This is a genomic window from Rhodococcus sp. RD6.2, from assembly GCF_001040705.1.
Classification (GTDB): Bacteria; Actinomycetota; Actinomycetes; order Mycobacteriales; family Mycobacteriaceae; genus Rhodococcus_G.
The window spans coordinates 64,609-87,418 of the sequence record NZ_CVQP01000010.1 but is presented as its reverse complement, the minus strand read 5'-3'; the positions used below and the strand labels follow the sequence as shown (position 1 = coordinate 87,418).

At 68.6% G+C, this 22,810-nt stretch carries 24 protein-coding genes; 17 read left to right on the top strand and 7 right to left on the bottom strand.

Annotation, left to right across the window (positions count from 1 at the left end):
- Window positions 1–51 precede the first annotated feature (51 nt).
- A complete protein-coding gene (locus RHCRD62_RS21345) occupies window positions 52–1,281 on the top strand; it encodes a wax ester/triacylglycerol synthase domain-containing protein (protein ID WP_050066770.1) in 1,230 nt (409 codons plus the stop codon).
- 10 nt (window positions 1,282–1,291) lie between these two features.
- Here the strand turns inward: RHCRD62_RS21345 and RHCRD62_RS21340 are convergent, their stop codons facing one another.
- A complete protein-coding gene (locus RHCRD62_RS21340; protein ID WP_050066769.1) occupies window positions 1,292–1,798 on the bottom strand; it encodes an SdpI family protein in 507 nt (168 codons plus the stop codon).
- A 140-nt stretch (window positions 1,799–1,938) separates the two neighbouring features.
- On the opposite strand from RHCRD62_RS21340, the gene leuS reads away from it, so the two are divergent.
- The gene (gene leuS / locus RHCRD62_RS21335; RefSeq protein ID WP_050066768.1) at window positions 1,939–4,791 is read left to right on the top strand and encodes a leucine--tRNA ligase; all 2,853 of its coding nucleotides are present in this window, start codon (window positions 1,939–1,941) and stop codon (window positions 4,789–4,791) included.
- A gap of 63 nt (window positions 4,792–4,854) precedes the next feature.
- On the opposite strand, the gene RHCRD62_RS21330 is transcribed toward leuS, so the two are convergent.
- Window positions 4,855–5,187 carry a lipase family protein gene (locus RHCRD62_RS21330; RefSeq protein WP_050066767.1) on the bottom strand — a complete coding sequence of 111 codons (333 nt, stop codon included), beginning with the start codon at window positions 5,185–5,187 and terminating at the stop codon, window positions 4,855–4,857.
- 171 nt (window positions 5,188–5,358) lie between these two features.
- Between RHCRD62_RS21330 and RHCRD62_RS21325 the strand changes: the two genes are divergently transcribed.
- A complete protein-coding gene (locus tag RHCRD62_RS21325; protein WP_050066766.1) occupies window positions 5,359–5,733 on the top strand; it encodes a nuclear transport factor 2 family protein in 375 nt (124 codons plus the stop codon).
- 81 nt (window positions 5,734–5,814) lie between these two features.
- Here RHCRD62_RS21325 and RHCRD62_RS21320 read toward each other — a convergent pair whose 3' ends face one another.
- Complete coding sequence (locus RHCRD62_RS21320) at window positions 5,815–6,399, bottom strand: hotdog family protein (RefSeq protein ID WP_050066765.1); 585 nt, start codon at window positions 6,397–6,399, stop codon at window positions 5,815–5,817.
- A gap of 178 nt (window positions 6,400–6,577) precedes the next feature.
- On the opposite strand from RHCRD62_RS21320, the gene RHCRD62_RS21315 reads away from it, so the two are divergent.
- The 3 genes from RHCRD62_RS21315 (at window position 6,578) to RHCRD62_RS21305 (ending at window position 9,021) form a co-directional block, all read left to right on the top strand.
- Window positions 6,578–8,056 (top strand): FAD-dependent oxidoreductase, encoded by a 1,479-nt coding sequence (locus RHCRD62_RS21315; protein WP_050066764.1) that lies wholly within the window; start codon window positions 6,578–6,580, stop codon window positions 8,054–8,056.
- Window positions 8,057–8,124: 68 nt separating this feature from the next.
- Window positions 8,125–8,394 (top strand): DUF4235 domain-containing protein, encoded by a 270-nt coding sequence (locus tag RHCRD62_RS21310; RefSeq protein ID WP_050066763.1) that lies wholly within the window; start codon window positions 8,125–8,127, stop codon window positions 8,392–8,394.
- 108 nt (window positions 8,395–8,502) lie between these two features.
- Window positions 8,503–9,021 (top strand): flavin reductase family protein, encoded by a 519-nt coding sequence (locus RHCRD62_RS21305; protein WP_050066762.1) that lies wholly within the window; start codon window positions 8,503–8,505, stop codon window positions 9,019–9,021.
- A gap of 63 nt (window positions 9,022–9,084) precedes the next feature.
- Here the strand turns inward: RHCRD62_RS21305 and RHCRD62_RS21300 are convergent, their stop codons facing one another.
- On the bottom strand, window positions 9,085–9,843 hold the full coding sequence (locus tag RHCRD62_RS21300) for an IclR family transcriptional regulator (RefSeq protein ID WP_050066761.1): 759 nt from the start codon (window positions 9,841–9,843) through the stop codon (window positions 9,085–9,087).
- A complete protein-coding gene (locus RHCRD62_RS21295; RefSeq protein ID WP_172671118.1) occupies window positions 9,840–11,387 on the bottom strand; it encodes an APC family permease in 1,548 nt (515 codons plus the stop codon). The genes RHCRD62_RS21300 and RHCRD62_RS21295 overlap by 4 nt, the downstream gene beginning before the upstream one ends.
- Window positions 11,388–11,784: 397 nt before the next feature.
- Here RHCRD62_RS21295 and RHCRD62_RS21290 point away from each other — a divergent pair, with 397 nt between their 5' ends.
- The 9 genes from RHCRD62_RS21290 (at window position 11,785) to RHCRD62_RS21250 (ending at window position 19,549) form a co-directional block, all read left to right on the top strand.
- Window positions 11,785–12,423 (top strand): MauE/DoxX family redox-associated membrane protein, encoded by a 639-nt coding sequence (locus RHCRD62_RS21290; RefSeq protein ID WP_050066760.1) that lies wholly within the window; start codon window positions 11,785–11,787, stop codon window positions 12,421–12,423.
- The gene (locus RHCRD62_RS21285) at window positions 12,420–13,019 is read left to right on the top strand and encodes a redoxin domain-containing protein (RefSeq protein ID WP_050066759.1); all 600 of its coding nucleotides are present in this window, start codon (window positions 12,420–12,422) and stop codon (window positions 13,017–13,019) included. The genes RHCRD62_RS21290 and RHCRD62_RS21285 overlap by 4 nt, the downstream gene beginning before the upstream one ends.
- 39 nt (window positions 13,020–13,058) lie before the next feature.
- Window positions 13,059–13,724, top strand: a complete 666-nt coding sequence (locus RHCRD62_RS21280; RefSeq protein WP_050066758.1) for a methylamine dehydrogenase light chain — start codon at window positions 13,059–13,061, stop codon at window positions 13,722–13,724.
- 11 nt (window positions 13,725–13,735) lie between these two features.
- A complete protein-coding gene (locus RHCRD62_RS21275; RefSeq protein WP_050066757.1) occupies window positions 13,736–15,034 on the top strand; it encodes a hypothetical protein in 1,299 nt (432 codons plus the stop codon).
- A complete protein-coding gene (locus tag RHCRD62_RS21270) occupies window positions 15,031–16,605 on the top strand; it encodes a multicopper oxidase family protein (protein ID WP_050066756.1) in 1,575 nt (524 codons plus the stop codon). Before RHCRD62_RS21275 ends, RHCRD62_RS21270 begins: the two co-directional genes overlap by 4 nt.
- A 12-nt stretch (window positions 16,606–16,617) precedes the next feature.
- The gene (locus tag RHCRD62_RS21265) at window positions 16,618–16,959 is read left to right on the top strand and encodes a cupredoxin domain-containing protein (protein ID WP_050066755.1); all 342 of its coding nucleotides are present in this window, start codon (window positions 16,618–16,620) and stop codon (window positions 16,957–16,959) included.
- 41 nt (window positions 16,960–17,000) lie between these two features.
- The gene (locus RHCRD62_RS21260; protein ID WP_253277438.1) at window positions 17,001–17,306 is read left to right on the top strand and encodes a cupredoxin domain-containing protein; all 306 of its coding nucleotides are present in this window, start codon (window positions 17,001–17,003) and stop codon (window positions 17,304–17,306) included.
- A 35-nt stretch (window positions 17,307–17,341) separates the two neighbouring features.
- The gene (locus tag RHCRD62_RS21255) at window positions 17,342–18,178 is read left to right on the top strand and encodes a hypothetical protein (RefSeq protein ID WP_050066754.1); all 837 of its coding nucleotides are present in this window, start codon (window positions 17,342–17,344) and stop codon (window positions 18,176–18,178) included.
- 192 nt (window positions 18,179–18,370) lie between these two features.
- Window positions 18,371–19,549: an NADH:flavin oxidoreductase gene (locus RHCRD62_RS21250; protein WP_050066753.1), complete on the top strand. Its 1,179-nt coding sequence runs from the start codon at window positions 18,371–18,373 to the stop codon at window positions 19,547–19,549.
- A gap of 9 nt (window positions 19,550–19,558) precedes the next feature.
- Here RHCRD62_RS21250 and RHCRD62_RS21245 read toward each other — a convergent pair whose 3' ends face one another.
- Both RHCRD62_RS21245 and RHCRD62_RS21240 read right to left on the bottom strand, forming a co-directional pair.
- Entirely contained in the window at window positions 19,559–20,236 is a 678-nt protein-coding gene (locus RHCRD62_RS21245) for an SDR family oxidoreductase (protein ID WP_050066752.1), read from the bottom strand.
- A 19-nt stretch (window positions 20,237–20,255) separates the two neighbouring features.
- Entirely contained in the window at window positions 20,256–20,966 is a 711-nt protein-coding gene (locus RHCRD62_RS21240) for a GntR family transcriptional regulator (RefSeq protein ID WP_050066751.1), read from the bottom strand.
- 151 nt (window positions 20,967–21,117) lie between these two features.
- On the opposite strand from RHCRD62_RS21240, the gene RHCRD62_RS21235 reads away from it, so the two are divergent.
- Together RHCRD62_RS21235 and RHCRD62_RS21230 are read left to right on the top strand one after the other, a co-directional pair.
- Entirely contained in the window at window positions 21,118–21,801 is a 684-nt protein-coding gene (locus tag RHCRD62_RS21235) for a phosphonatase-like hydrolase (protein WP_172671116.1), read from the top strand.
- Window positions 21,802–21,838: 37 nt separating this feature from the next.
- Window positions 21,839–22,807, top strand: coding sequence for a phosphate/phosphite/phosphonate ABC transporter substrate-binding protein (locus tag RHCRD62_RS21230; RefSeq protein WP_157051032.1), 969 nt, complete (start codon window positions 21,839–21,841; stop codon window positions 22,805–22,807).
- Window positions 22,808–22,810 lie beyond the last annotated feature (3 nt).

Here is a 22,810-nt window from a genome sequence, read left to right as displayed (position 1 = left end):
CCGGGGCTACAGTGCCGACAAGCGTTGACCTCGGCGCGAAGGAGCCCGAAGATGGCCGATCCGGTGCCCGACGTTCCCATCTCCCCAGTGGACACGGCGATTCTCGGCATCAACGTCACCGGGCAGCCGTATGTGGTGACCCTCGCCGGGCTGCTGGGCCCGGGCGGTGTCGTCGACGCGGACGGCCACCCTGATGCGGAGCGAGTGACGGAGTTCCTGGTGCCGCGGGTGGCACGGGAGCCCGACCTGCAGCAGCGTCCGCAGCGCCGGGGCGGCCGGTGGTGGTGGGTGCGCGTGCCGGTCGACGTGTCGGAGCACATCACCGTCGAGTCGGCGCACGGCGACGGCGGTTTCGAAGCGCTGTGCGCGCGATTGGTCATGGAGCCGCTTCCCCATGATCGTCCGCTGTGGCACATCACCCTCGTCCCCGGGGCCCGCCCGGGGCGGTGCGGAATCGTGGTGCGCCTCCACCATGCGGTGGTCGACGGTGCGCGAGCGAGCGCTCTGCTCGAGCGGTTGTTCGATGACGGCGGGGAAGTCGATCCGGTGCCGGAGATCGGGGAGGCCTACATGGAGGCCGACCGGCCGTCGTTCGGTGCGCGGGCCCGTCATGTCCTGACGATGTTCCTCCGGCGACCGGTGCGGTCACGGGCGCTGCTCGGACCGGTCGGCCGTACCCGCGATGTCGCCTCGACCAGCGTGGACCTGGACCGGTTGGAGGCAGGCGCACTCACGCTCGGCGCAACGGTCAACGATGCCTATCTCGTTGCGGTCGGGCAGGGGCTGCGCGCGGTGGTCACGGAGGCGGGCGAGCAGGTGCCGGACGAGTTGACGGTCTCGGTCCCGGTGCGGGTCGCCACCCGTGGCACCGCGCACAATGCCGTCGGGGTGATGCTCGTCGGTGTGCCGCTCACGGAACCGGAGGTGGCTCTGAGGATCGTCGCGCGGCGGACGTCGGAGTCGAAGCCACTTGCCCGCGCCTCGGGTACGGCGGGCGTGCCGTCGCCGCCGCTGTTCAACGTCTTCACCCGTCATCAGCGGGTCATCGCAACGGTGGCGTCGAACGTCCGGGGTCCGCGGCATCCCCTGACACTCGACGGTGCGCCGCTGGCGGAGATGTGGCCTCTCGGCCCTCTCGCGGGGAACGTACGCGTCGGCTTCACCGCCGCGTCCTATGCAGGTCGGCTGTGGGTCGGCGTCGAGTGTGACGCCGGGAATCTGCCGCCCGCGTCGCGGATCGCGGCAGCCGTCGGCAGGTCATTGCACTCGGTCGCCGAATGACGCTCGTGCCTCAGTGCGGCAGGCAGGCACCCTTGAGGGAGCACGAACCGCAGGAATCCGTGCCGCAGTCCGCGGCGGCTGCCGCGTCCGCGGGGGACTCGGAGGCGCAGGCCGACGTGGTTGCGGTGTCGACATCCGAGGTATCGGGTGCGCTGCCGCAACCGCAGGCGTCACCGCATCCGGCGGGCGCGGCCGCGGCGGCCGCGCGGGCTCCGGCGGTGCCGCCGAATCCGGCGGCGACGAGCGCCGTCAGGACGGCGAGTCCGGCGACGGCGAGTCCGGCGACGGTACCGAGTGCGAGCGCACCGAAAGCGCCGATGACCAGCAGCAACGCCGCCACCGCGAGGGTCGGGGCCGCGATGCGGTTGGCGAGGCGGAACGTCTCCTCGGACGCGAGGGTGTCGGGTGTGCGGACACCGGCCCAGCGGTTGCGCGGAAGCCGTCCGGTCATCGCGGCGGCCGCGACACCTCCGACGACCACGGCGACGACGAGCAGCACACTTGCAACGATGAACACGGCTACCAGGGTACGGCGGGGGCCGTTCGGCGGCTCCCGGAGGGTGACACTCTAGGCTGGTGTCGGGAAACCCTGCCCGAAATGCGGGTGCGGGTGACCGTCTACCCGAAGCCCCCCAGCGCAGAGAAGACAGCGAACAAGTGACCGAGTCAGTGCAGCAGCAAGGCGGCGACGCGACCCCCCAGCACCGTTACACCGCGGACCTCGCGGGCCGAATCGAGGCCCGGTGGCAGGACCTGTGGCGAGAGCGGGGCACCTTCAACGCGCCCAACCCGGTCGGCGACCTCGCCGGCGCGCTGCCCGCCGACAAGCTGTTCGTGCAGGACATGTTCCCGTACCCGTCGGGTGCGGGCCTGCACGTCGGGCACCCCCTCGGCTACATCGCCACCGACGTCTTCGCCCGGTTCCACCGGATGCACGGCCACAACGTGCTGCACACCCTCGGCTACGACGCGTTCGGCCTGCCCGCCGAGCAGTACGCGGTGCAGACGGGTACACACCCGCGCACCACCACCGAGGCGAACATCGCGAACATGAAGCGCCAGCTGCGCCGGCTGGGTCTGGGTCACGACGAGCGCCGCAGCGTCGCGACCACCGACGTCGACTTCTACCACTGGACGCAGTGGATCTTCCTGCAGATCTACAACGCCTGGTACGACACCGAGGCAAACAGGGCCCGGCCGGTGTCCGAGCTGGAGGCCGAGTTCGTCTCGGGTGTGCGCACTCCCGCCGACGGCCGCGCCTGGTCGGATCTGTCGGACGCCGAGAAGCACGCCGAGATCGACTCGTACCGCCTTGTCTACCAGTCGGATTCGATGGTCAACTGGTGCCCCGGTCTGGGTACCGTGCTGGCCAACGAGGAGGTCACCGCGGACGGGCGCTCCGAGCGCGGGAACTTCCCCGTGTTCCGGAAGCACCTGCGGCAGTGGATGATGCGGATCACCGCGTACTCCGACCGCCTCACCGACGACCTCGAGTACCTGGACTGGCCGGAGAAGGTCAAGTCCATGCAGCGCAACTGGATCGGGCGCAGCCACGGCGCGCGGGTCAAGTTCGCGGCACACCGTGAGGGTTCCGCCGCCGAGCACGACATCGAGGTCTTCACGACCCGCGCGGACACCCTCTTCGGCGCCACCTACGTCGCGCTCGCGCCCGAGCACGAGCTGGTCGACCAGCTCGTCGCCGACGCGTACCCGGCCGACGTCGATGCACGCTGGACCGGCGGAGCCTCGAACCCGGTCGACGCCGTCGCCGCGTACCGCGCCGCGATCGCCGCGAAGTCCGACCTCGAACGGCAGGAGAGCAAGGAGAAGACCGGCGTCTTCCTCGGCTCCTATGCCGTCAACCCGGTGAACGGACACAAGGTTCCGGTGTTCATCGCAGACTACGTGCTCACCGGCTACGGCACGGGCGCCGTGATGGCCGTGCCCGGTCACGATCACCGCGACTGGGAGTTCGCCACCGAACTCGGGCTGCCGATCCTCGAGGTCATCTCCGGCGGCGACGTCACCGAGGCCGCGTACACCGGCGACGGTCCGCTGGTGAACAGTGGCTTCCTCGACGGGCTTCCGGTGGACGAGGCGAAGAAGTCCGTCATCGCGCACCTCGAGGCCGACGGCCGCGGCATCGGCACCATCCAGTACAAGCTGCGCGACTGGCTGTTCGCGCGTCAGCGGTACTGGGGCGAGCCGTTCCCGGTCGTCTACGACGATCAGGGTCTCGCGCACGCACTCCCGGAATCCGCTCTGCCGGTGGAACTCCCGGAGGTCGAGGACTATGCACCCGTCTCCTTCGATCCGGACGACGCCAACTCCGAGCCCTCGCCCCCGCTGGCGAAGGCGTCCGACTGGGTGAACGTCGAGCTCGACCTCGGCGACGGCCTGAAGAACTACCACCGCGACACCAACGTGATGCCGCAGTGGGCGGGTAGCTCCTGGTACCAGCTGCGCTACATCGACCCCACCAACCAGGACACGTTCTGCGCCAAGGAGAACGAGCAGTACTGGATGGGTCCGCGTCCGGAGCTGCACGGCCCGAACGATCCCGGTGGCCTCGACCTGTACGTCGGCGGCGTCGAGCACGCGGTGCTGCACCTGCTGTACTCCCGGTTCTGGCACAAGGTGCTCTTCGACCTCGGGCACGTCAGCTCCTCGGAGCCGTACCGGCGCCTCTACAACCAGGGCTACATCCAGGCGTACGCATACACCGACAGCCGCGGTGTGTACGTGCCCGCCGCGGACGTCGTCGAGAAGGATGGAAAGTTCTTCTACGAGGGCGCCGAGGTCAACCGCGAGTACGGCAAGATGGGCAAGTCCCTGAAGAATGCCGTTGCGCCGGACGAGATCTGCGAGGAGTACGGCGCCGACACGCTGCGCGTGTACGAGATGTCGATGGGTCCGCTGGACACCTCGCGGCCGTGGGCGACGAAGGACGTCGTCGGTGCGCAGCGCTTCCTGCAGCGTGCGTGGCGCGTCGCCGTCGACGAGGAGACCGGCGCCGTCCGTGTCACCGACGCCGAGCCGACCGAAGAGACGCTGCGGGCGCTGAACAAGGCGATCGACGGCGTCAACGCCGACTACACGGCGCTGCGCGACAACACGGCCGTCGCGAAGCTGATCGAGCTGACCAACCACCTCACCAAGGCGTACCCGAACGGGGCGCCGCGTGCCGCCGTCGAGCCGCTGGTGCTGATGCTCGCTCCGGTCGCTCCGCACGTCGCCGAGGAACTGTGGTCGCGGCTCGGGCACGAGACGTCGCTCGCGCACGGCCCGTTCCCGACTGCGGACGAGAAGTGGCTCGTCGAGGATTCGGTCGAGTACCCGATCCAGGTCAACGGAAAGGTCCGCAGCCGCGTCACCGTCGCGGCGGATGCGAAGCCGGATGTCATCGAGGCCGCGGCCCTCGCCGACGAGAAGATCGTCGCGTTCCTCGAGGGCAATGCGCCCCGCAAGGTGATCGTCGTGCCCGGCAAGATGGTCAACATCGTCAAGTGAGTTGAACGCCCTGCGGCCCCGGTGATCGTGTGATCGCCGGGGCCGCAGGATTTTCCGAGAGTTTCAGCACTCGCTGGGGGCGGGCTCTCCACGCAGCCGGGCGTCGACCCAGTCGAAGGCATCGCCGACGCCGGTCAGCTCGGCGGCGAAGTGCTCACCGGGAACCTGCCGGTACACGGCGGGCGCGCCGTAGCCGCACTGCTCGTCGTACAGGTTCCGGGTGCCCAGCGCCGGAACCCAGAAGTCCTGGCCGCCGTTGTACAGGTACAGCGGGGTGGCCGACTTGCGGTCCGCCATCCGCATCTTGGTGTAGACGGAATGCGCGACCGGGGTGCCCAGGGCCTGCTTGACGTTCGCGAGCGCCTCGGCGGGGACCTGGAAGAGGCCGAGGACCATGAGTTTGTTCCCGCACGCATCCTTCAGTGACGAGACTCCGAGCTACCGTTCGGCTTTGTCATTTGTGCACGTCGGAGCACAAATCGGTGTCGATTGAGCCTCGGGAACGATGCGGTCACCTGTACCCTCGCGGGTAGAACGAGTTCTAGTAATCGAGGAAGGGACACCGGCATGGCGCCGTCACGCGAGAGCATCCAGAACACCATCGAGTCCTACGTGAAGTCGGTCGCGGGCGGCACCGTCGACGACGTGCTCGCGCTGTACGCGCCGGGCGCCACGGTGGAGGATCCGGTCGGCACGCCGCCCCGCACCACCGAAGAATCGCTGCGTGAGTTCTACGGCATCATCGAGCCGCTCGAGCAGACCGCCGAGCTCGGCATCGTGCGCATCGCCGCGGACACCGCCGCGTTCAATTTCACCCTCACCACCCACCTCGGTGAGCAGAAGATCGACATCTCCGTCATCGACGTCATGACCTTCGACGACGACGCCAAGATCACCAGCATGAAGGCGATCTGGGGCCAGGAGGACATGGTCACCCGCTGACCCCTCCCCCGCTGGTTCCCTGATGTCACAGTCGGGGTCGTGAAGTGACCCGATGTGACATCAGGGAACCTGAGGCAGGGGTCAGGCGGCGCGAGCGAAGGTGGCCCAGGCGCGGCCCGCGACGCGTCCGCTCTCCCCGACGGCCGTGAGCACGACGTCGACGCGCGCTTCCCCATCCGCGGTGTACTCCTGCACGACCTCTCCTGTGCACGACAGCGGTTCGTGTCCGGAGTCGAAGTCGAGTTGCCGGGTTCGGAAGCGGCGCAACGATTCTGCCCCGAGCCAGCCGGTGGCGTGATCGGCGAGAAGGCCGACGATGGCCACGTCCGCGCCGCCGCCCTGGGTCCATGCGTCGGCAACGAGCCGGCCGTCGCTGTCGCGGTACTCGGTGAGACGGTCGTGCGCGCCGTCGCGGACCGTGACGGTCAGCTGATCCCCTGCGCGTGGCGGCCTGCCGAAGAACCTGCAGTCGCGTTCGGTCGGGACGTCATGGACACCGGTGAGGGCGTCGACCCCGCAGAGGTAGGTCGGCGGGACGACGGCATTGTCCTCGCGATACGCCTGGTGGGTGCACCCGGTCGCGTCCGCGAACGCGCGGATGCGCTCGCCGTCGACGGTGAATTGTCCACTTGCCTGCAGCATCGTGTCCATGTCGGTGCCTCCCATCGATTCCCTGAGTCGACGCTAGGTGGCGAGGAGGCAGTGTTTCCGCCCCGTTCCCGCTGATCGGGAACCGGAGGCTCGACTCCCGAAGGATGGGACGGCGGGATCGATGGCGTTCGGTGCACGGGTAGATCAGAGAGGCCACACCCGGCGTATTCTGAACGAACCGAAAGGCATTGCCATGACGATAGATTCGGACGACGTGCGACCGGTCCCGGAGGCCGGGATCGAACACTGGGATTTCGAAGCCGACGTCGTCGTCGCCGGGTTCGGGGTTGCCGGGGCATCGGCGGCCGTGGCGGCGGCCCAGGCCGGTGCCGACGTCCTCGTTCTCGAACGCACCGGCGGATGGGGCGGTGCGGCCGCGATGGCGGGTGGCTTCATCTACCTGGGCGGGGGAACGCCGCTGCAGCGGGCGTGCGGGTTCGAGGACACCGTCGACAACATGAAGGCGTTCATGACGGCGGCCCTCGGGCCGGGCGTCGACGAGGCGAAGATCGCCGCGTACTGCGAGGGAAGCGTCGCTCACTACCACTGGCTGGCCGACGAGTGTGGTGTGCCGTTCAAGCCGGAGTTCTGGGGCGAACCGGGCTGGGAGCCGCCCGGCGACCAGGGTCTTCAGTACTCGGGCGGCGAAAACGCGGCGCCGTTCCACGAAACGATTCCGCCCGCACCCCGCGGCCACGTCCCGCAGATGCAGGACAAGCACGCCAGCTCGGAGAAGGGTGGCGGCTACATGCTGATGAAGCCCCTCACCGACACCGCCGCAGCGCTCGGTGTGCGCTCCGAGTACGACATGCGGGTGCGGACGCTGGTGACCGACGAGCAGGGTCGCGTCGTCGGAGTCGTCGCGAAGCAGTACGGCAAGGACGTGACGGTGCGCGCCCGCAGGGGCGTGGTCCTCGCGACGGGCAGCTTCGCGTACAACGACACGATGCTCGAGTCGTACGCCCCGAAGCTCAAGGGCAGGCCCGCGGCCTCCATCGAGGAACACGACGGCCGTGCGATCCGGATGGCGCAGGCGCTCGGCGCGGACCTCGCGCACATGGACGCCGCGGAGGTCGCGTTCTTCTGCGACCCGCAGCTGTTCGCCCGGGGAATCCTGGTCAACGGCCGGGGGCAGCGGTACATCAACGAGGACACCTACCCCGGACGCGTCGGGCAGGCAACGCTGTACGAGAACGAGAACCAGGCATTCCTGATCATCGACGAAGCCGCATACGAGGAGGGCCTGTCGCGCCCGACGGCGACGCCGCAGCTTCGTGGAAAGCCCAAGTGGGTGGCCGAGACCGTCGAGGAACTCGAAGCCGAGATGGGATTGGCGACGGGGACGCTCCAGTCGACGGTCGAGGTGTACAACCGGAACGCCGAACGCGGCGAGGACCCGCTGTTCGGGAAGAAGGCGCAGTGGCTGCGCCCGATCGGCTCCCCGGTCGCGGCGATCGACCTGCGCGGCATGACCGGCGGATTCACCCTCGGCGGCCTCCGCACCTCCGTCGACTCGGAGGTGCTCCACGTCTCCGGCGACCCGGTCCCCGGCCTGTTCGCAGCGGGGCGGTGCACGTCCGGGGTCTGCGCGGGCGGCTACGCGAGCGGGGCATCACTCGGCGACGGCAGCTTCTTCGGGCGGCGCGCGGGACAGGCAGCGGCCAAGGCCTGACCCGGTGCCATGTTTCACGCTCGTGGCGTTCGGGTACGGGCACCTCGACAAGGAGTGGAGGACAAACGATGAGTGTGAAATCGAAAGCGATCTACACGCCCGTCTCGCTCGCCACGAGCGTGCTCGGCGGCATCCTCGCCGGCCTCGTGTTCAAGGAGGTCTGGAGGCGCGTCGGCGACGACGAATCGGTACCCGACGCGAACGATCTGTCTCGATCGGTATGGGCGGTTCTGGCTGCCGCGGTGATCCAGGGCGCGGTGTTCGGCCTCGTCAAAGCGGCGGTCGAACGCGCAGGAGCCAGGGGCTACCAGTCGGTGATGCACGAGAGTCCGGCCTGACGCGACCTCGGGCCAGTATCGTCGAGACCACTGGCCGGGACATTCCCTGGCGCAGCGCAGACAGGTCACGCATCCTGTCGAGGTCAGATTCGTCAGGAGGAGACACCCATGAGCGCGGAACCCACACTCGCCGATCACGTAGAGCTGTCTGGCCCCGATGCCGCGACCCTGCGCCAGGTGATGGGGCACTTCTGCACCGGCGTCGCCGTCATCACCGCGCACGACGGGGAACGCCCCCTCGGGTTCACGTGCCAGTCCGTCGTCTCGCTCTCCCTCGAGCCGCCGTTCGTCTCGTTCTGCCCGACCAAGACGTCGACCAGCTGGCCGCTGCTGCGTGAAGCCCGCCACCTCTGCATCAACGTCCTCGCGCACGACCAGAAGGCGATCGCGTCCGGCTTCGCCCGCAGCGGCGCCGACAAGTTCGCCGGCGTCTCCTGGTCACCCGCCCCCAACGGTGCGCCCGCCCTCGACGGCACCCTCGCGCGCATCGACGCGACCCTCGAAGTCGAACACGACGCAGGCGACCACACCATCGTCATCGCCCGCATCACCGACCTCACCGCCGACATCGAACGCCAGCCCCTGCTCTTCTTCAAGGGCGGCTTCGGTGATTTCGCCGCTCACTGACGTTCGCGGGTGACTTCGCCGCGCACCGACGCTCGCTGTAGACCTGCGCCGCACGGCGCAGGTCTACAGCAGCCCGGTGAGCTGCCGGGAGCCGTCGTGCAGGAATCCGAGTAGTTCGGGATCACTGCCGGACACGCGGAGCGGCGAGCCCTGCAGGCAGAGCCCGCCGACGACCTCGGCCGCATGGTTGCGTACCGGTACCGCCAGCGCGGATCGCCCGAGGCGGCACTCCTGGTTCTCGAAGGTGTGGCCGTCGCGGTGCGACCGCGTCAGTTCGGCGCGGAGAGCGTCCGGGTCGCAGACGGTGTAGTCGGTGAGGCGTCGGAGTTCGAGCCCGGCGCCGAGCGCGGGATGGTGGGCGAGCATCAGCTTGCCCAGTGCGTTGGCATGAAGGTTCTTGGCCAGCAGCGCGATTCCGACGATCTCGTGGTCGGGATCCTGGTCGACGAAACGCAGCCGGCCACCGGTGAACGACGCGACGTGCAACCCGAATCGGGTGTGGCTCCGCAGGGTTTCGACGGTCTCGTGCAGCGACGCGGACGTGTCGGTCGCCGCCGCGGCCCTGGACAGTTCGGCGGTGCGACGCCCGAGCGCGAAGCCGGACAGGTCGGGGACGCGCACGAGGAAGCCTTCTGCGACGAGCAGGTTGAGCATGCGGTACGCCGTGGTCGGCGCGACGCCGGCGAATCGCGCGATTTCCTTCGCTGTCGTTCCGGGTCCGAGTTGGGCCACCGCCTCGAGCATGCCGAGTGCCTTGCGCACCGCCCGTGGTTGCTGCCCGGTGAACCCGGCGGGAGATTCCGCATCCACGTGTGAGGTCATTCCCGTGGCCCCGGGCCGGCATGGGCGGACACCAGCTGGGGGCGCCCGTCGTCGTCGAGGATCAACGTCCCGGAGCCGGGAAGCAGGTCCGCGGTCTCGACGCTGTCGAAGGCGCCCATGGTTGTGAGGGAGTGCGGGCGAAGACGTGCGAGCGCTGCGGCCCACGCGGTCCCCGATGCGCCGATCAGCAGCACGGCGACCGGCAGCACCCACTGCCCCTGCGCGACGCCGTCGACGACGAGGTAGCCGAGCAGGCTCGCCCCCGCCGCCGCCATGCCCACCGACATCGCCGTCGTGGACGGGGAGTCCTCCCCGATCCGGCGCAGGAACCGCAGACACGAGACGGCGAGGAGCGTGTAGGCGATGACGAGCGCGACCTCGACGAACCCGTCGAAGGCGGTCGAATCCTGCACGAAGAACCGCAGGTACGCCCACGCACCGGCAATGCCCGCGACAAGGAAGGAGGCGACGGCGACGTACGGGGTGCGCAGTCGCGGATGCACACGGGAGAGCGACCTCGGCGCGGTTCCTTCCACGCCCATCGCCAGCAGCAACCGAGATCCGGCCTGCGCACAACCGAGGGTGCAGGCGAGCCACGAGCAGGTGACCCCGACCTTCACGGCCAACACCATGGCCAGACTCACTCCGGAGGCGGTGCCGTCGAAGTAGGCGGCGACGACCGCGTCGGCGCGCCCGGTCAGCGCGGCCCATGCCGCGAAGACGAACACCGACCCGCAGACCACGGGCGTGACGAGGACCGCGCGGGACACGGTGGTGAGCGGGCGTCTGGCCTCCGGTCCGAAGAAGGCGGCGCTCTCGAATCCGGCCATGCTGAGGACGACGATGAGGGCGAGAACGGGAAGGGTGCCCGGTGATGGCGGTGTGGTCGGGTGACCGGCCGCGTCGGGTCCCGCGAGCATCAGGATGCAGATCAGGGCCAGTGAACAGACCTCGACGACGAGGATCGCTCGGGTCGCGAACCGGACGCCGCGAACCGCGATCACCGCGACGAGACCCGCGACCATTGCTGCTGTCACCATCATCGGTCCGCTCCCCGACAGCGGAACATCGAGCGCGGCAGCGATTCCGAGCAGCGAGACCGCCGAGTTCGCCAGCACCGAGATGGAGATACCGAGGTAGCCGAGCAGCAAGGCAGCCCCCACCGTCAGCGTTGCTCGTCGCGGAAGCCCGTGGAACGCGAAGCTGTAGAGCGAACCGGCTGCGGCGAGTCTGCGGGTGAACTGGGTGACACAGAAGGCGACGGCGACGACGACGGCCGTGATCCCGACGATTGCGGCGAGGCCGACCAGACCCGGCCGTGCCGAAATCATCCAGGCGGCAATGTAGATCATCCCGGTCGCAGGCGCGATCGTCGAGAGGGATTGTCCGATCAGGTCGACCTGTGAGAGCTGACGCCGCCCCAGTGCTCCCAACGGTGAGAAGACCTGTTGTGTCGGAGGCGGTGTGGTGCGTGCCCGCGCGATCGCGGCGCCGAGTGCACCACCGTTTCGCGACCACCTTCCACCAGATCTGTTGGCTGCCACATCGGTACCTCGTTCTCGATCACCGGGCCGGCCATCATTCGGTCGGTCGTCCTTCGGAAGGCTAGAAGGTTCGTGTTTCCGGCGAGTTTCCCGAAGGGACGCGGGCTCATGTCGGCGAGGGCGGCGCCCGGGCGTCGGCGGTTTCACGGGTGTTGCCACGGTTTCGATGGTGTTTCCCCAAGTGGAAATCGATGTGGTCGGTGCACCGCCGAGCGCCCCTGACACCGCCGCTCGTGGGTGGCGTCGGCTCCGGGATTCAGGTCTCCACCAGTGCGGATGCGAACGGAACGATCCGTGGTCTATTTCCACTCGTGATGCGTACGGATGTTGCTCGCGCGCAGCGAAACCGCCGCATTCGCCCACCACCATTGTCACGACGAGAGAGAGGACGTGATCAATGTTCTGGGTGGTGGTGGCATCGATTCTCGGCGGAACGCTTCTGCTCGCGGGCGTCCCGAAACTCGGTGACCGTGACGGACTGTTGATGGTGGTCAAGGGATACCGGCTGCTGCCGGCATCGCTGGAACGTCTCGTGGCGGTGACCTTGCCGTACGTCGAGGTCGCGATCGGAGTGTTGCTGATCGCCGGAGTGGGTGGCCGATGGTCCGCGGCGGCGGCAACCGTGCTGTTCGCCGGATTCGTGACGGGGCTCACCGTCAACCTGGCGCGGGGACGCCGCGACCTCGACTGCGGTTGCTTCGCGTTCAGCGCCGGACACGAGGTGCCGCGCATCGGCTGGTTCCATGCGGTCCGCGCAGGAGCGTTCATGACGGTCGCGGCAGCGCTGGCGCTCGTACCGACACCGGAGGTGGCACCGGTCGCGAGGTTGGTCGGCGTCGCAGCGGGTCTGCTGATCCTGCTGGCGGCGGTGGCGGTGGCACAGATCCGCGCCGTCGTCCACCTGGGGCGCAGGCCGGTCGACGACTATCTCACGGCCGCGTCGATGAACCTGCGGGCCTCGAACACGGTGTCGCGGTACGACACCGCAGTGATCGACCTTCAACAACTTCCACGACAGACGGGACTGGTTCGATGACAACATTTCTGGTGGTGGGCGTCGTCGTGTTGGCGGTGGCGGTGGCGCTGCTGTTCCTGATGACGTTGGCCCTGGCGCGGGAGATCGGACGCGTCCAGGTGCGGCTCGGTCCGCTGGGTGCCCGGATGATGGACACCGGTCCGAAGGTCGCGCAGGCGGGCCCGTCGTTCGCGGGACTCGAGGACCACCTCGGACGCTCCGTGCGGGTCGGCGGTCACCGCGACAAGCCGCAGCTGCTGATGTTCACCGCGCCGAGCTGCAGTACCTGCAAGAGCCTGCTCCCCGGACTGCGATCGATGGCACGTGCCGAGTCCGACCTCGACGTCGTGATCATCTCCGACGGAACCCCGGAGGAGCACCGGGAGTTTCTGGCGGGCAGCAACATCGGAGCCGAGTTGAGCTACGTCGACGCCCGCGACGTCGGCATCGCCTACCAGGTCGGCACCACACCGTACGGGGTGATCCTCGACGAGCACGGGAAGATTGCCGGCAAGGGCCTGTGCAACCACATGGCCCAGGTCGAGAGTCTGCTCAACGCCCTCGAGTCCGGCACCCCGTCCCTCCAGCACCTGCATGCGCAGGCGAAGTCGGCTTGAGTTCCGAGAGAAGGAGACACGTCCGTGGAACACCATGACATGACCGAGAACAGGTATCCGGTCGACGAGGACACCGTTCGCGAGCAGGCCGCGTGGATGGCGGGTCGGGGCGGATCGTTCACCAGCCGCACGGGACGCAAACTGTCCGAACGGGTTTCGCGACGCTCGATGTTGAGCAGGGTGGGTCGGTGGACGATGGGGGTGTCGGGGGTCGCGCTGATCGGATCGCTTCCGGTGACCCGCACCGCGATGGCCCAGGAGGCACCCCCCGCCCCCGAGGCACCGGAGCCGCTGGTACCGGTGTACGACGGGAAGGATCCCGCCGAGTGTGAGTACTGGCGCTGGTGCAACATGGACGGCACCTCGTGTGCCACCTGCAACGGCGGCGGCGTGACGACCTGCGCGCCCGGCTCCAAGCCCGGTGCCGAATTCTGGGTGGGCTGCTGTACCAACCCGGACACCGGAAAGACCTATCTCATCGCCTATTACGACTGCTGCGGGGCCCCGTCGTGTTCGAACGCGTTCTGCGGCGAACCGGACATGCAGGCGGTCATGTACAACCCGGTGTCGGGAAGCTACGACCAGGAGATCATCTGGTGCGTCTCCGACGAGTCGCAGGCCTACACCTGCACGATGGCGCCCATCATCGGCGAGGACTGCCAGACCCGTCCGGCCGAGCGCCCGAAGGTCGGTGCTGGAGCATGAAAAGCACACACATGACGCGTCTTTCCCGGTCGGCAGCGGTTGTGCTGCCGCTGGCGGCCACCCTGGGGCTCGCCGGGTGCAGCTCCGCCGACGACGACGCCGCTGCCGGCGAGGTCACCTATCCGACCGTGCCGTTCACCGCGCCCGGTGAGGGCATCTCGCTCGGTCACGACGACCAGGAGATCGGCGCCACCATTCCGGAGCCGGTGCACGTCGGTGAGATCACCCCGATCAAGTCGACAGATCTGCTCGCCGTTGCGGGCGGGTTCGGCAAGCTCGAATTGGGTGTCAACGCGATCGACCCGGTGACCGGGGTCGCCGGAAGCAGATTCGTCGTGGGACCGGGCATCTGGGATCCGGTCATCCACGGGTTCGTCGGCGAGACATCGAGCGATCCAGCCGTTCTCGCCGCCGAGGTGTGGCGACCCCGCGGGTCGCGCGGTGCGGCGAGCTTCATCGTGAGCACCTACTCGGGCAATCTCCTCGAACCGTCGGAGGCACCGCTGCCCGACTACGCCCGCGTGCATTCGCGCCCCGGATCGAATGCCGTCACCTCCGACGGCAAGTATTTCGTCACCTGGGACGACGGGCTCTACGGCGTCCGGGTCGTGGACCTGGAGGCGAAGAAGGAGAGCGGTGCGGTGCAGATCATCGGCTGCGGGCCGTTCACCTGGCTCGACGGCCACGAGCTGTACAGCATCTGCGAGGAGACACGTGAGCTGATCCAGATCTCCATCGACGACTCCGGCGTCCCCTCGGAGACCAAGCGGTCGAAGGTGCTTCCCGAGGACTTCGTCAGCACCCGCAAGGTCACGTGGGCCGCCGATGCGAAGAAGGCACTGCTCGTCGGAGAGAACGGCGACGTCTACGTCTTCGACTTCTCGAATGGTCTGCCCACCGGGGCCGTGGCACCGATCGGCAATGCAGGCCAGGAGGGAGGCCGGTTCGGGGAGAACGCCATCGACAACACCGGTGGTCGCCTCGCCGTCGAGTACACGGATTCGGCGATCCACCCGGACTCGGCCCGCGGCGGCGACGTCGTGAAGATCGAACTGCGCGACGCGGCGACCTTCGCTCCGGTCAAGACGCTGGACCTGCCGTATCTCGGACTGACCGGGATCGACAGCATGGCATGGTCGGTCGACGGTGCGACGCTGTACGTGCTCGGGGACGGCCCGGAGGTGGACGGCGAGACCAAGAAGACGATCGTCGGTATCGCCGCCGCCACCGGTGACAAGGTCAGCTCGGCAGAGGTCACGGGCACCGTCGAGGACGTCGGAACCCTGCTCACTCCGCAGGTGCTGGAATGACGCGCCGTGGGCCCGTCCTCGACCGTCGCGGGTTCCTGCGGCTGGGGTCCCTCGGGGCCCTCGGCCTCGGGGTGCTGGGAACGGGTACCACGGCATGTGGATTCGTCGAGGCGACGGACTCCACGTCGCCGCCCGACTACATCGCACCGACCGATCCCGAGATCGCGGCGGCGGAGGCGGCCCGGGGGTGGAACGGGCGCGTCGCGCCGTTCGCGTTGACCGCCGGTGTCGCCACCGTCGACCTCGGTGGGCGGCTCGTCGACACCTGGTCCTACGGCGGGAAGGCGGTGGCCCCCGAACTGCGGGTCACCGCCCGGGACCGACTGCAGGTGGCCGTCCGCAACGACCTGCCCGCGGACACGACGCTGCACTGGCACGGCATCCGGATCCGCAACGACATGGACGGCGCTGCCCCGGCGACCCAGGCGCCGATCGGTCCCGGGACCGGGTTCGACTACGAGTTCGTCGTTCCCGACCCCGGAACCCATTGGTACCACTCGCACAGCGGACTGCAGGCCGACCGTGGTCTGTTCGGTGCGCTGGTGGTGGAGGACCCGGACGACACCTCCGGGGCGGACGTCGACGCCGTGCTGGTGCTCGACGACTGGCTCGACGGGCTGGGCACCACACCGGACGCCGTTCTGATGGCATTGAACCCGGCGATCTCCGGTGGGCACGCCGGTCACGGCGGTGGTGGCGCCCCGGTCGTGCACTCCGCCGACTCGATCGGCGTCGCGCAGTCGCTCGTCGCGGGCGGGCACGGGGCGTCGGATCCGCTCGGTGGCATGACCCAGCACATCGGGTACCCGCTGCACCTGGTCAACGGGCGACCGCCGAACGACCCGGAGGTGGTGACCGCGGCACCGGGTGCGCGGGTCCGGCTGCGGATCATCAACGCGGCAGCCGAGACCCCGTACCGGTTCGCGGTCGCGGGTCACGAGTTGACCGTGATCGCGGTGGACGGGTTCGACGTCGTGCCGACCACCACCGACACCCTCGTCGTCGGGATGGCGCAGCGTTACGACGTGCTCGTGACCCTGAAGTCGGGGGCGTGGCCGGTGGTGGCGAAGGTCGAGGGACGTGACGGGTACGCGTCCACCGTCCTCCGGTCCACGGATGCCGCGCCGTTGGCCCATCCGGTTGCCGGGGGTGCAATTCCGGAACTGTCGGGACGGCTTCTCGCCGAGAGCGCGCTGCGTCCCGCCGACGGAGTTCGCCTCGACACACGGACTCCGGACCGGGACTACCGCGTCGAACTGATCCAGGCAGGCGACCGGTACGTCTGGGGCATGGCCGGCCCGGACGCCGGGAAGCTGGTGATGCGGCAGGGCGAACGGATCCGCATCACCATGGCGAACACCACCACGATGTGGCATCCCATGCACACCCACGGCCACACCTTCGCCGTCCCCGACTACGGCGGCCTGCGCCGGGACACCGTCAACGTCCTCCCCGGTACCGAACTCGCGATCGAGTTCGACGCCGACAATCCTGGCGAATGGATGTTCCACTGCCACAACGCCTATCACTTCGAAGCCGGGATGACCGCGAACCTGCGGTACATCCGTTGAGAGGACCCCCCGATGAAGAAACTGCTTCCCCTCCTCGCCGCACTGGCGACCGTGACGAGCCTGACCGCGTGCGGTTCCGCGGACGCGTCGGCCGAGCCTGCGGTGGTGATCGACGTGAAGAACATGTCGTACACGCCGGCCTCCGTGACGATCGAAGCCGGGCAGACGGTGCAGTGGCGGTTCGACGACAACGGCCTGCCGCACGACGTCTCCGGCGACGGTGCGCTCGAGGGTGTCCTGCAGAGCGAGCTGCTCACCGAAGGCACCTACGAGTACACCTTCGGCGACCCCGGAACCTACACCTACCACTGCACGCCGCACCCGATGATGGTCGGCATGGTGATCGTGCAATAGTGCGCCGCAACGGAATCGGAAGGAGGTTCGCGCTTCCGGGCATCGCCGCCGTCCTCCTCGCAGGCTGCTCAGGGGAGGGCCCGCCGGACGCGGTGATCGAGATCAGCAATGTGCAGTTCGGTCCGGCGGACGTCACCGTTCCCGTCGGCGGGACCGTCGAGTGGAGGTTCGACGACGGCGGCGTCCTGCATCACGTGGCAGCGGAGCCCAGGCTGGGAGTGGAGGGCGAATTCGACAGTGGGATAGCTGGTGTCGGCACCTTTCGGCACACCTTCGACCGCGCGGGAACCTACGTCTACACCTGCTCGGTGCACCGGTACATGACGGGCACCGTCACGGTCGAGTGAGAACTCGAGTTCAGCAACGACTTTGGAGGTAAACGATGACAACCGTCCTCAATCACGGACCGATCGAGACCGATCTGCCCGACATCCGACCCGCCCTCGGCGACGCGGTTGCGGTACCCGCCCGCGTCGGGATGATCGCCGGGGCGGCCGCGGTCGGCGCAGGTGTCGCCACCCTGGCGAATCCGTCGACGTCGACGGCACTGACCGCCGCCGTGGTCGGTGCGGGCCTGGTGACGTCCCTTGCCGCGAACTGGTCGACGTGCGGCATGTCCGTCGCCGGCGTGGTCGCGGCACCGAAGCAACCCGGCCGCAAGGGCACGTCGACGCCGGTGCGCCGGCTCGCCTGGCACGCGCTCGGCTCGGTGGCCACCGGCGCCGTCACCGGCGCGGCGCTCGGTGCCCTCGGCTCGCTGGTGTCCGCTCATCTGTCGGTGACCTGGATGCTCTTCGGGTGGGCACTGTTCGCGCTGGCGTACGGCCTGCACGAGCTGGGCGTGATGACGATGCCCGCGCCGATGCGGCGCAGGCAGTTGCCGCGGCACCTGCGCAGGACGATGGAACCGTGGAAGGTGTCGCTGCTGTTCGGCGCCATCATCGGCCCGGGCTTCCTGATCTTCATCCGGTCCAGCGCGTACTACCTGCTGGTGCTCGGCGTCCTTGCGGCCGGCTCCCCCGCACTCGGCGCGGCCATGTTCACCGTGGTCTCGCTCGGGCGGTGCATGCCGAGCCTCGCGGCGATCGTCCACACCCGTCGCGGCGGCTCGATGCCCGGCTTCCTGTCGGTGATGTGCGTCGTGGATCGCCGGGTGCAGTCTGTGACCGGCGCCGCGCTCGTCGCTCTCGCCGCCTTCGCCGCCGCCGCCCTCGTCTGATCGGCTGCGGAGTTCGTCCCGCTGATCGGACCCCTGGGTGTTCCTGAATGGCCCATCCATTCACTCTGAGTGAATGGATGGGCCATTCAGGAACTACGGCGGCAGCCGCTCCGCCCAGGAAATACACAATTACGGTTCCACTGGTAACGAAATTGTCCTAGGCTCGGTGCACCCGAGACCGGAGGATCTGCCGTGACCCACCCCGACGTGTTGGCGCCCGCCAAGCTGGGCCCCCTCACCCTGCGCAACCGCATCATCAAGTCGGCGACGTTCGAGGGGCGGACACCGAACGCCCTGGTCACCGACGACCTCATCGACTTCCATCGCGAGGTCGCCGCCGGTGGTGTCGGGATGACGACGGTCGCGTACTGCGCGGTCGCGCCGGAGGGGCGTACCGAGTACGGGCAGTTGTGGATGCGACCCGAGGTGGTGCCGGGCCTGCGGCGGCTCACCGACGCGATGCACGCCGAAGGGGCGGCGGTGTCCGCGCAGATCGGTCACGCAGGGCCGGTCGCCAACGCGAAGTCCAACGGGTTGCCCGCGCTCGCGCCGTCGACGTCGTTCAACCCGATGAGCATGAAGGTCACGAAGTCGGCGACCCTCGACGACATCCGCCGCATCACCGCCGCGCATGCCGACGCTGCCCGGTTCGCTATCGAAAGCGGGTGCGACGCGGTCGAGATCCACTTCGGCCACAACTACTTCGCCAGCTCGTTTCTCAGCCGAAAGACGAACCACCGCACCGATTCCTACGGCGGATCGCTGGAGAATCGGGCCCGCATCGTGTTGGAGACGGCGCGCGCGGTTCGGGACGCGGTCGGCGACCGGATCGCGATCCTCGCGAAGCTGAACATCGACGACGGCGTCCCGGGCGGCTTCTGGGTGGACGAGGCGATCCAGGTCGCACAGTGGTTGGAGGCCGACGGCAGCCTCGACGCACTGGAGTTGACGATGGGCAGTTCGCTGCTCAACCCGATGTACCTCTTCCGCGGCGACGCGCCGGTGCACGAGTTCGCGAAGGCGATGGACCAGCCGCTCGTCCGGATGGGCGTGAAAATGATCGGCAAGCAGTTCATTCGCACGTACCCGTACGAGCCGCTGTTCATGCTCGAATCGGCCCGCCAGATCCGAGCCGCCGTGGACATGCCGCTCGTACTGCTCGGCGGTGTCACCGACAAGGCCGGCATGGACACCGCGATGGCCGAGGGTTTCGACTTCGTTGCGATGGCGCGTGCCCTGCTGCGGGAACCGGATCTGATCAACCGGATCACGGAGGACGAGCGGACTCGGTCTCTGTGCATCCACTGCAACAAGTGCATGCCGACGATCTTCACGCGTGCGCGCTGCGTCCTGGTGGACCGCGGCGTGTAAGGCGCTCGGTCAGCGCGGATTCGGCCGCAACACGATCTCGGTGGGGTGGGCGTCGCGGGGCGTCACGACGGCGTTCCGGACGGCCCACGCCACCGTTTCGGGGGTGAGGAAGCGGTCGGCGTCGTAGTCGTCGCCTTCGGTGGCGACGATGGCGCGCTGCATGTCGGTGTCGATGCGTCCCGGGTGGATCGAGGTGACGCGCAGCGATGGTTCCTCGGCGCGGAGGGTGTCTCCGAAGGCGCGGAGCGCGAACTTGCTCGCCGCGTACGCACCCCAACCGGGGTTCGCGCGCAGTCCGGCACCCGAATTGATGAGTACCACATGAGCTTTCGATTCCCGCAGGGTTGGCAGCAGCAGTCGGGTCAGTTCGACCACGGCGAGGACGTTGGCCTCGTACATGTGCCGCCAGGCCGAGATCGGGGTGCTTTCGACCGTACCGATCTCGGCGACTCCTGCGTTGTGCACGAGGACGTCGAGCCGGTCGATGTGGGCGACCGCGTCCGCGAGCGCGTCGTGGTCGGTGAGATCGACGGGCCAGCCGCGCGCACCGGCGAGTTCGCCGAGGACCGCGTCGAGGGAGTCCGGTGTCCGGCCACCGAGCAGGAGGTCGTGGGTGGGGGCGAGTTCACGGGCGATGGCGGCGCCGAGGCCGCGTCCCGCCCCGGTGATCAGTGCTGTCGGGCGCATGATCCGACCTTAGGCGGTGCTATCCGGTGAGGGTCGCGGTGAACGTCATCCGGTCCCCTCGGTAGAGCGAGCGGCGCTTCTCGATCGGGATGTCGTTCTGGTCGTAGGAGACGCGGTTGAGCAGGAACATCGGGGTGCGTGCGTCGACGGTGAGCAGAGCCGCCTCCCGGGCGTCCGGCAGGGTGGTCTCGATGACCTCGGTGGTCCGCGCGAACTCGATGCCCCGGGCCCGAATCGCGGCGTACAGCGACGACCGGTGGTCGAAGTCGGTGATCAGCCCGGGGTAGCGGTACGCGGGCAGTCGCGTGGTCTCGAGGCCGACGCGGGTGTCGTCGGTGGTGAGGACGCGTTCGATTTCGAGGACGGGCGCACCGACCGGGATCTGAAGTTCCGCGGCGAGTTCCTCGTCCGCCTTCAGGTCGGTCCAGCCGACCGGGATACGGCCCGCCGTGCGGCCCTGCGCGAGGGCGTCCTCGGTGTACGAGCCGATCATCAGTGGCTGCACGACCTTGGGTCTGCCGACGACGGTCGTGCGTCCGCGCCGCTCGATCCGACCGGCGACGAGAAGCTCCCGAAGTGACTGCCGGACAGTCTCGCGTGCCACGTCGAAGCGTTCGGCGAGATCGCGCTCGGCGGGGACCGGGTCGCCGATGTCGAGTCCGAGCAGCAGCTTCTCGATCTGCGCGCGAACGACCTGATGTTTGAGCACTCGCGGTTCGGCGGCGGTCATCGCCGCAGCCTATCAGCCGTTGGTCTATACCAAGATGCCCGCTGCTGTTCACTTCGCGTTCAAGCCGCGTCCGCTCCTTGGTCTATACCAACCTTCAGGGTACTGACCGGAGCCGAACTGCGGCCCCCCGCAACAGTTCCCGATCCGAAGGATGAACCCAGTGACACGAACAGCCCTGGCAGTACTCGACATGGCAGGCACCACCGTTTCCGACGACGGGCTCGTCCTCCGCGCCTTCGACGAGGCGGCGACAGCGGTCGGTCTCGAGGCAGAGGGCCCCGAACGCGACCATGCCCGCACCTACGTGCTCGACACCATGGGCCAGTCGAAGATCGAGGTGTTCCTCGCTCTCTTCGGCACCCAGGAACGTGCCGAGCAGGCCAACCTCGCCTTCGAGGCGGCCTACGAGGCACTCGCCGACGGCGGCATCTCCCCCATCCCCGGCGCCGCCGAGGCGATCACCGTTCTGCGATCAGCCGGTGTGAAGGTTGCTCTCACCACCGGTTTCAGCCGCGGCACCCAGAAGAAGATCCTCGCCACGCTCGGGTGGGAGGACCTCGCCGACATCACCCTCTGCCCCGCCGATGCCGGGCGCGGGCGTCCCTTTCCCGACATGATCCTCACCGCCCTGATGCGCACCGGCGTCGCCGACGTCCGGGACGTGGCGGTCCTCGGAGACACCTCCAGTGACATCGTCTCCGGTCTCCGCGCCGGTGCCTCCATCGTCGCCGGCACCCTCACCGGCGCCCACGACGAGGAGAGCCTCCGCGCCGCGGGCGCCACCCACGTCGTCGGCTCCGTCGCCGAGTTCCCGCAGTTGATCCTCCCGGCCTGACACCACCACACGAAGGAACCAACCCATGAACCTCCGTATGCGCCGCAAGACAACCGCTGTCGTCGCCGGCATCGCCGGACTGGCCCTCGCGGCCTCCGCCTGCTCGGGGTCCGACTCCGCGTCGGCCTCCGCGACGACCGGGCAGGGCTTCCCCGAGACCATCACCCTCGCCGCGATCCCGGCCGAGAACTCCACCGACCTGAAGGCGAGCTACGACCCGGTCATCAAACTGCTCGAGCAGGAGACGGGCTCGAAGGTCGAGTTCGTGCAGGCGTCCGACTACGCGGGCGTCGTCGAGGGCATCATCGCGGGCAACGTCGACCTCGCGTTCTTCGGCCCGTTCGCCTACGTCGTTGCCGGCATCAACGGCGCCGAGATGACGCCGCTCGGCGCCGTCGTCAAGAGCGAGGGCGCCGCCCCCGGCTACCAGTCGTACGGTCTCGCCAAGTCGGACAACGCCGGCGTCAACGCCCTCACGGACTTCGCGGGCAAGAAGGTCTGCTTCGTCGACCCGGGCTCGACCTCCGGGTTCCTCTACCCGAGCGCAGGCCTGATCGAGGCGGGTGTCGTCAAGTCCGGCTCCGAGGCGGACATCTCCGCCGCGATGTCCCCGATCTACGCCGGTGGCCACGACGCGTCCGCCCTCGCCATCGCCGCCGGCGACTGCGACGCCGGGTTCGCGTTCGACACCATGGTCGACAAGACCATGATCGAGAAGGGCGAACTGAAGCCCGGCGAACTGAAGACGGTGTGGAAGTCCGAGATGATCGCCGGCTCCGTCTTCGCGGCCAACAACGATCTCGGTGCCGACAACATCGCGAAGCTCAAGACGGCGTTCGAGGAGAAGCTCAACGCCCCGAGCCTCGAGGCCGCCGGCTTCTGCTCCGGTGACGCCTGCCGCATCACCGACGAACGTGCCTGGGGCGTCGTGGCGGCATCCGACTCCGACTACGACGGCGTCCGCCACGTGTGTGACGTCACCGGCTCCGAGAAGTGCCAGGGCTGACCA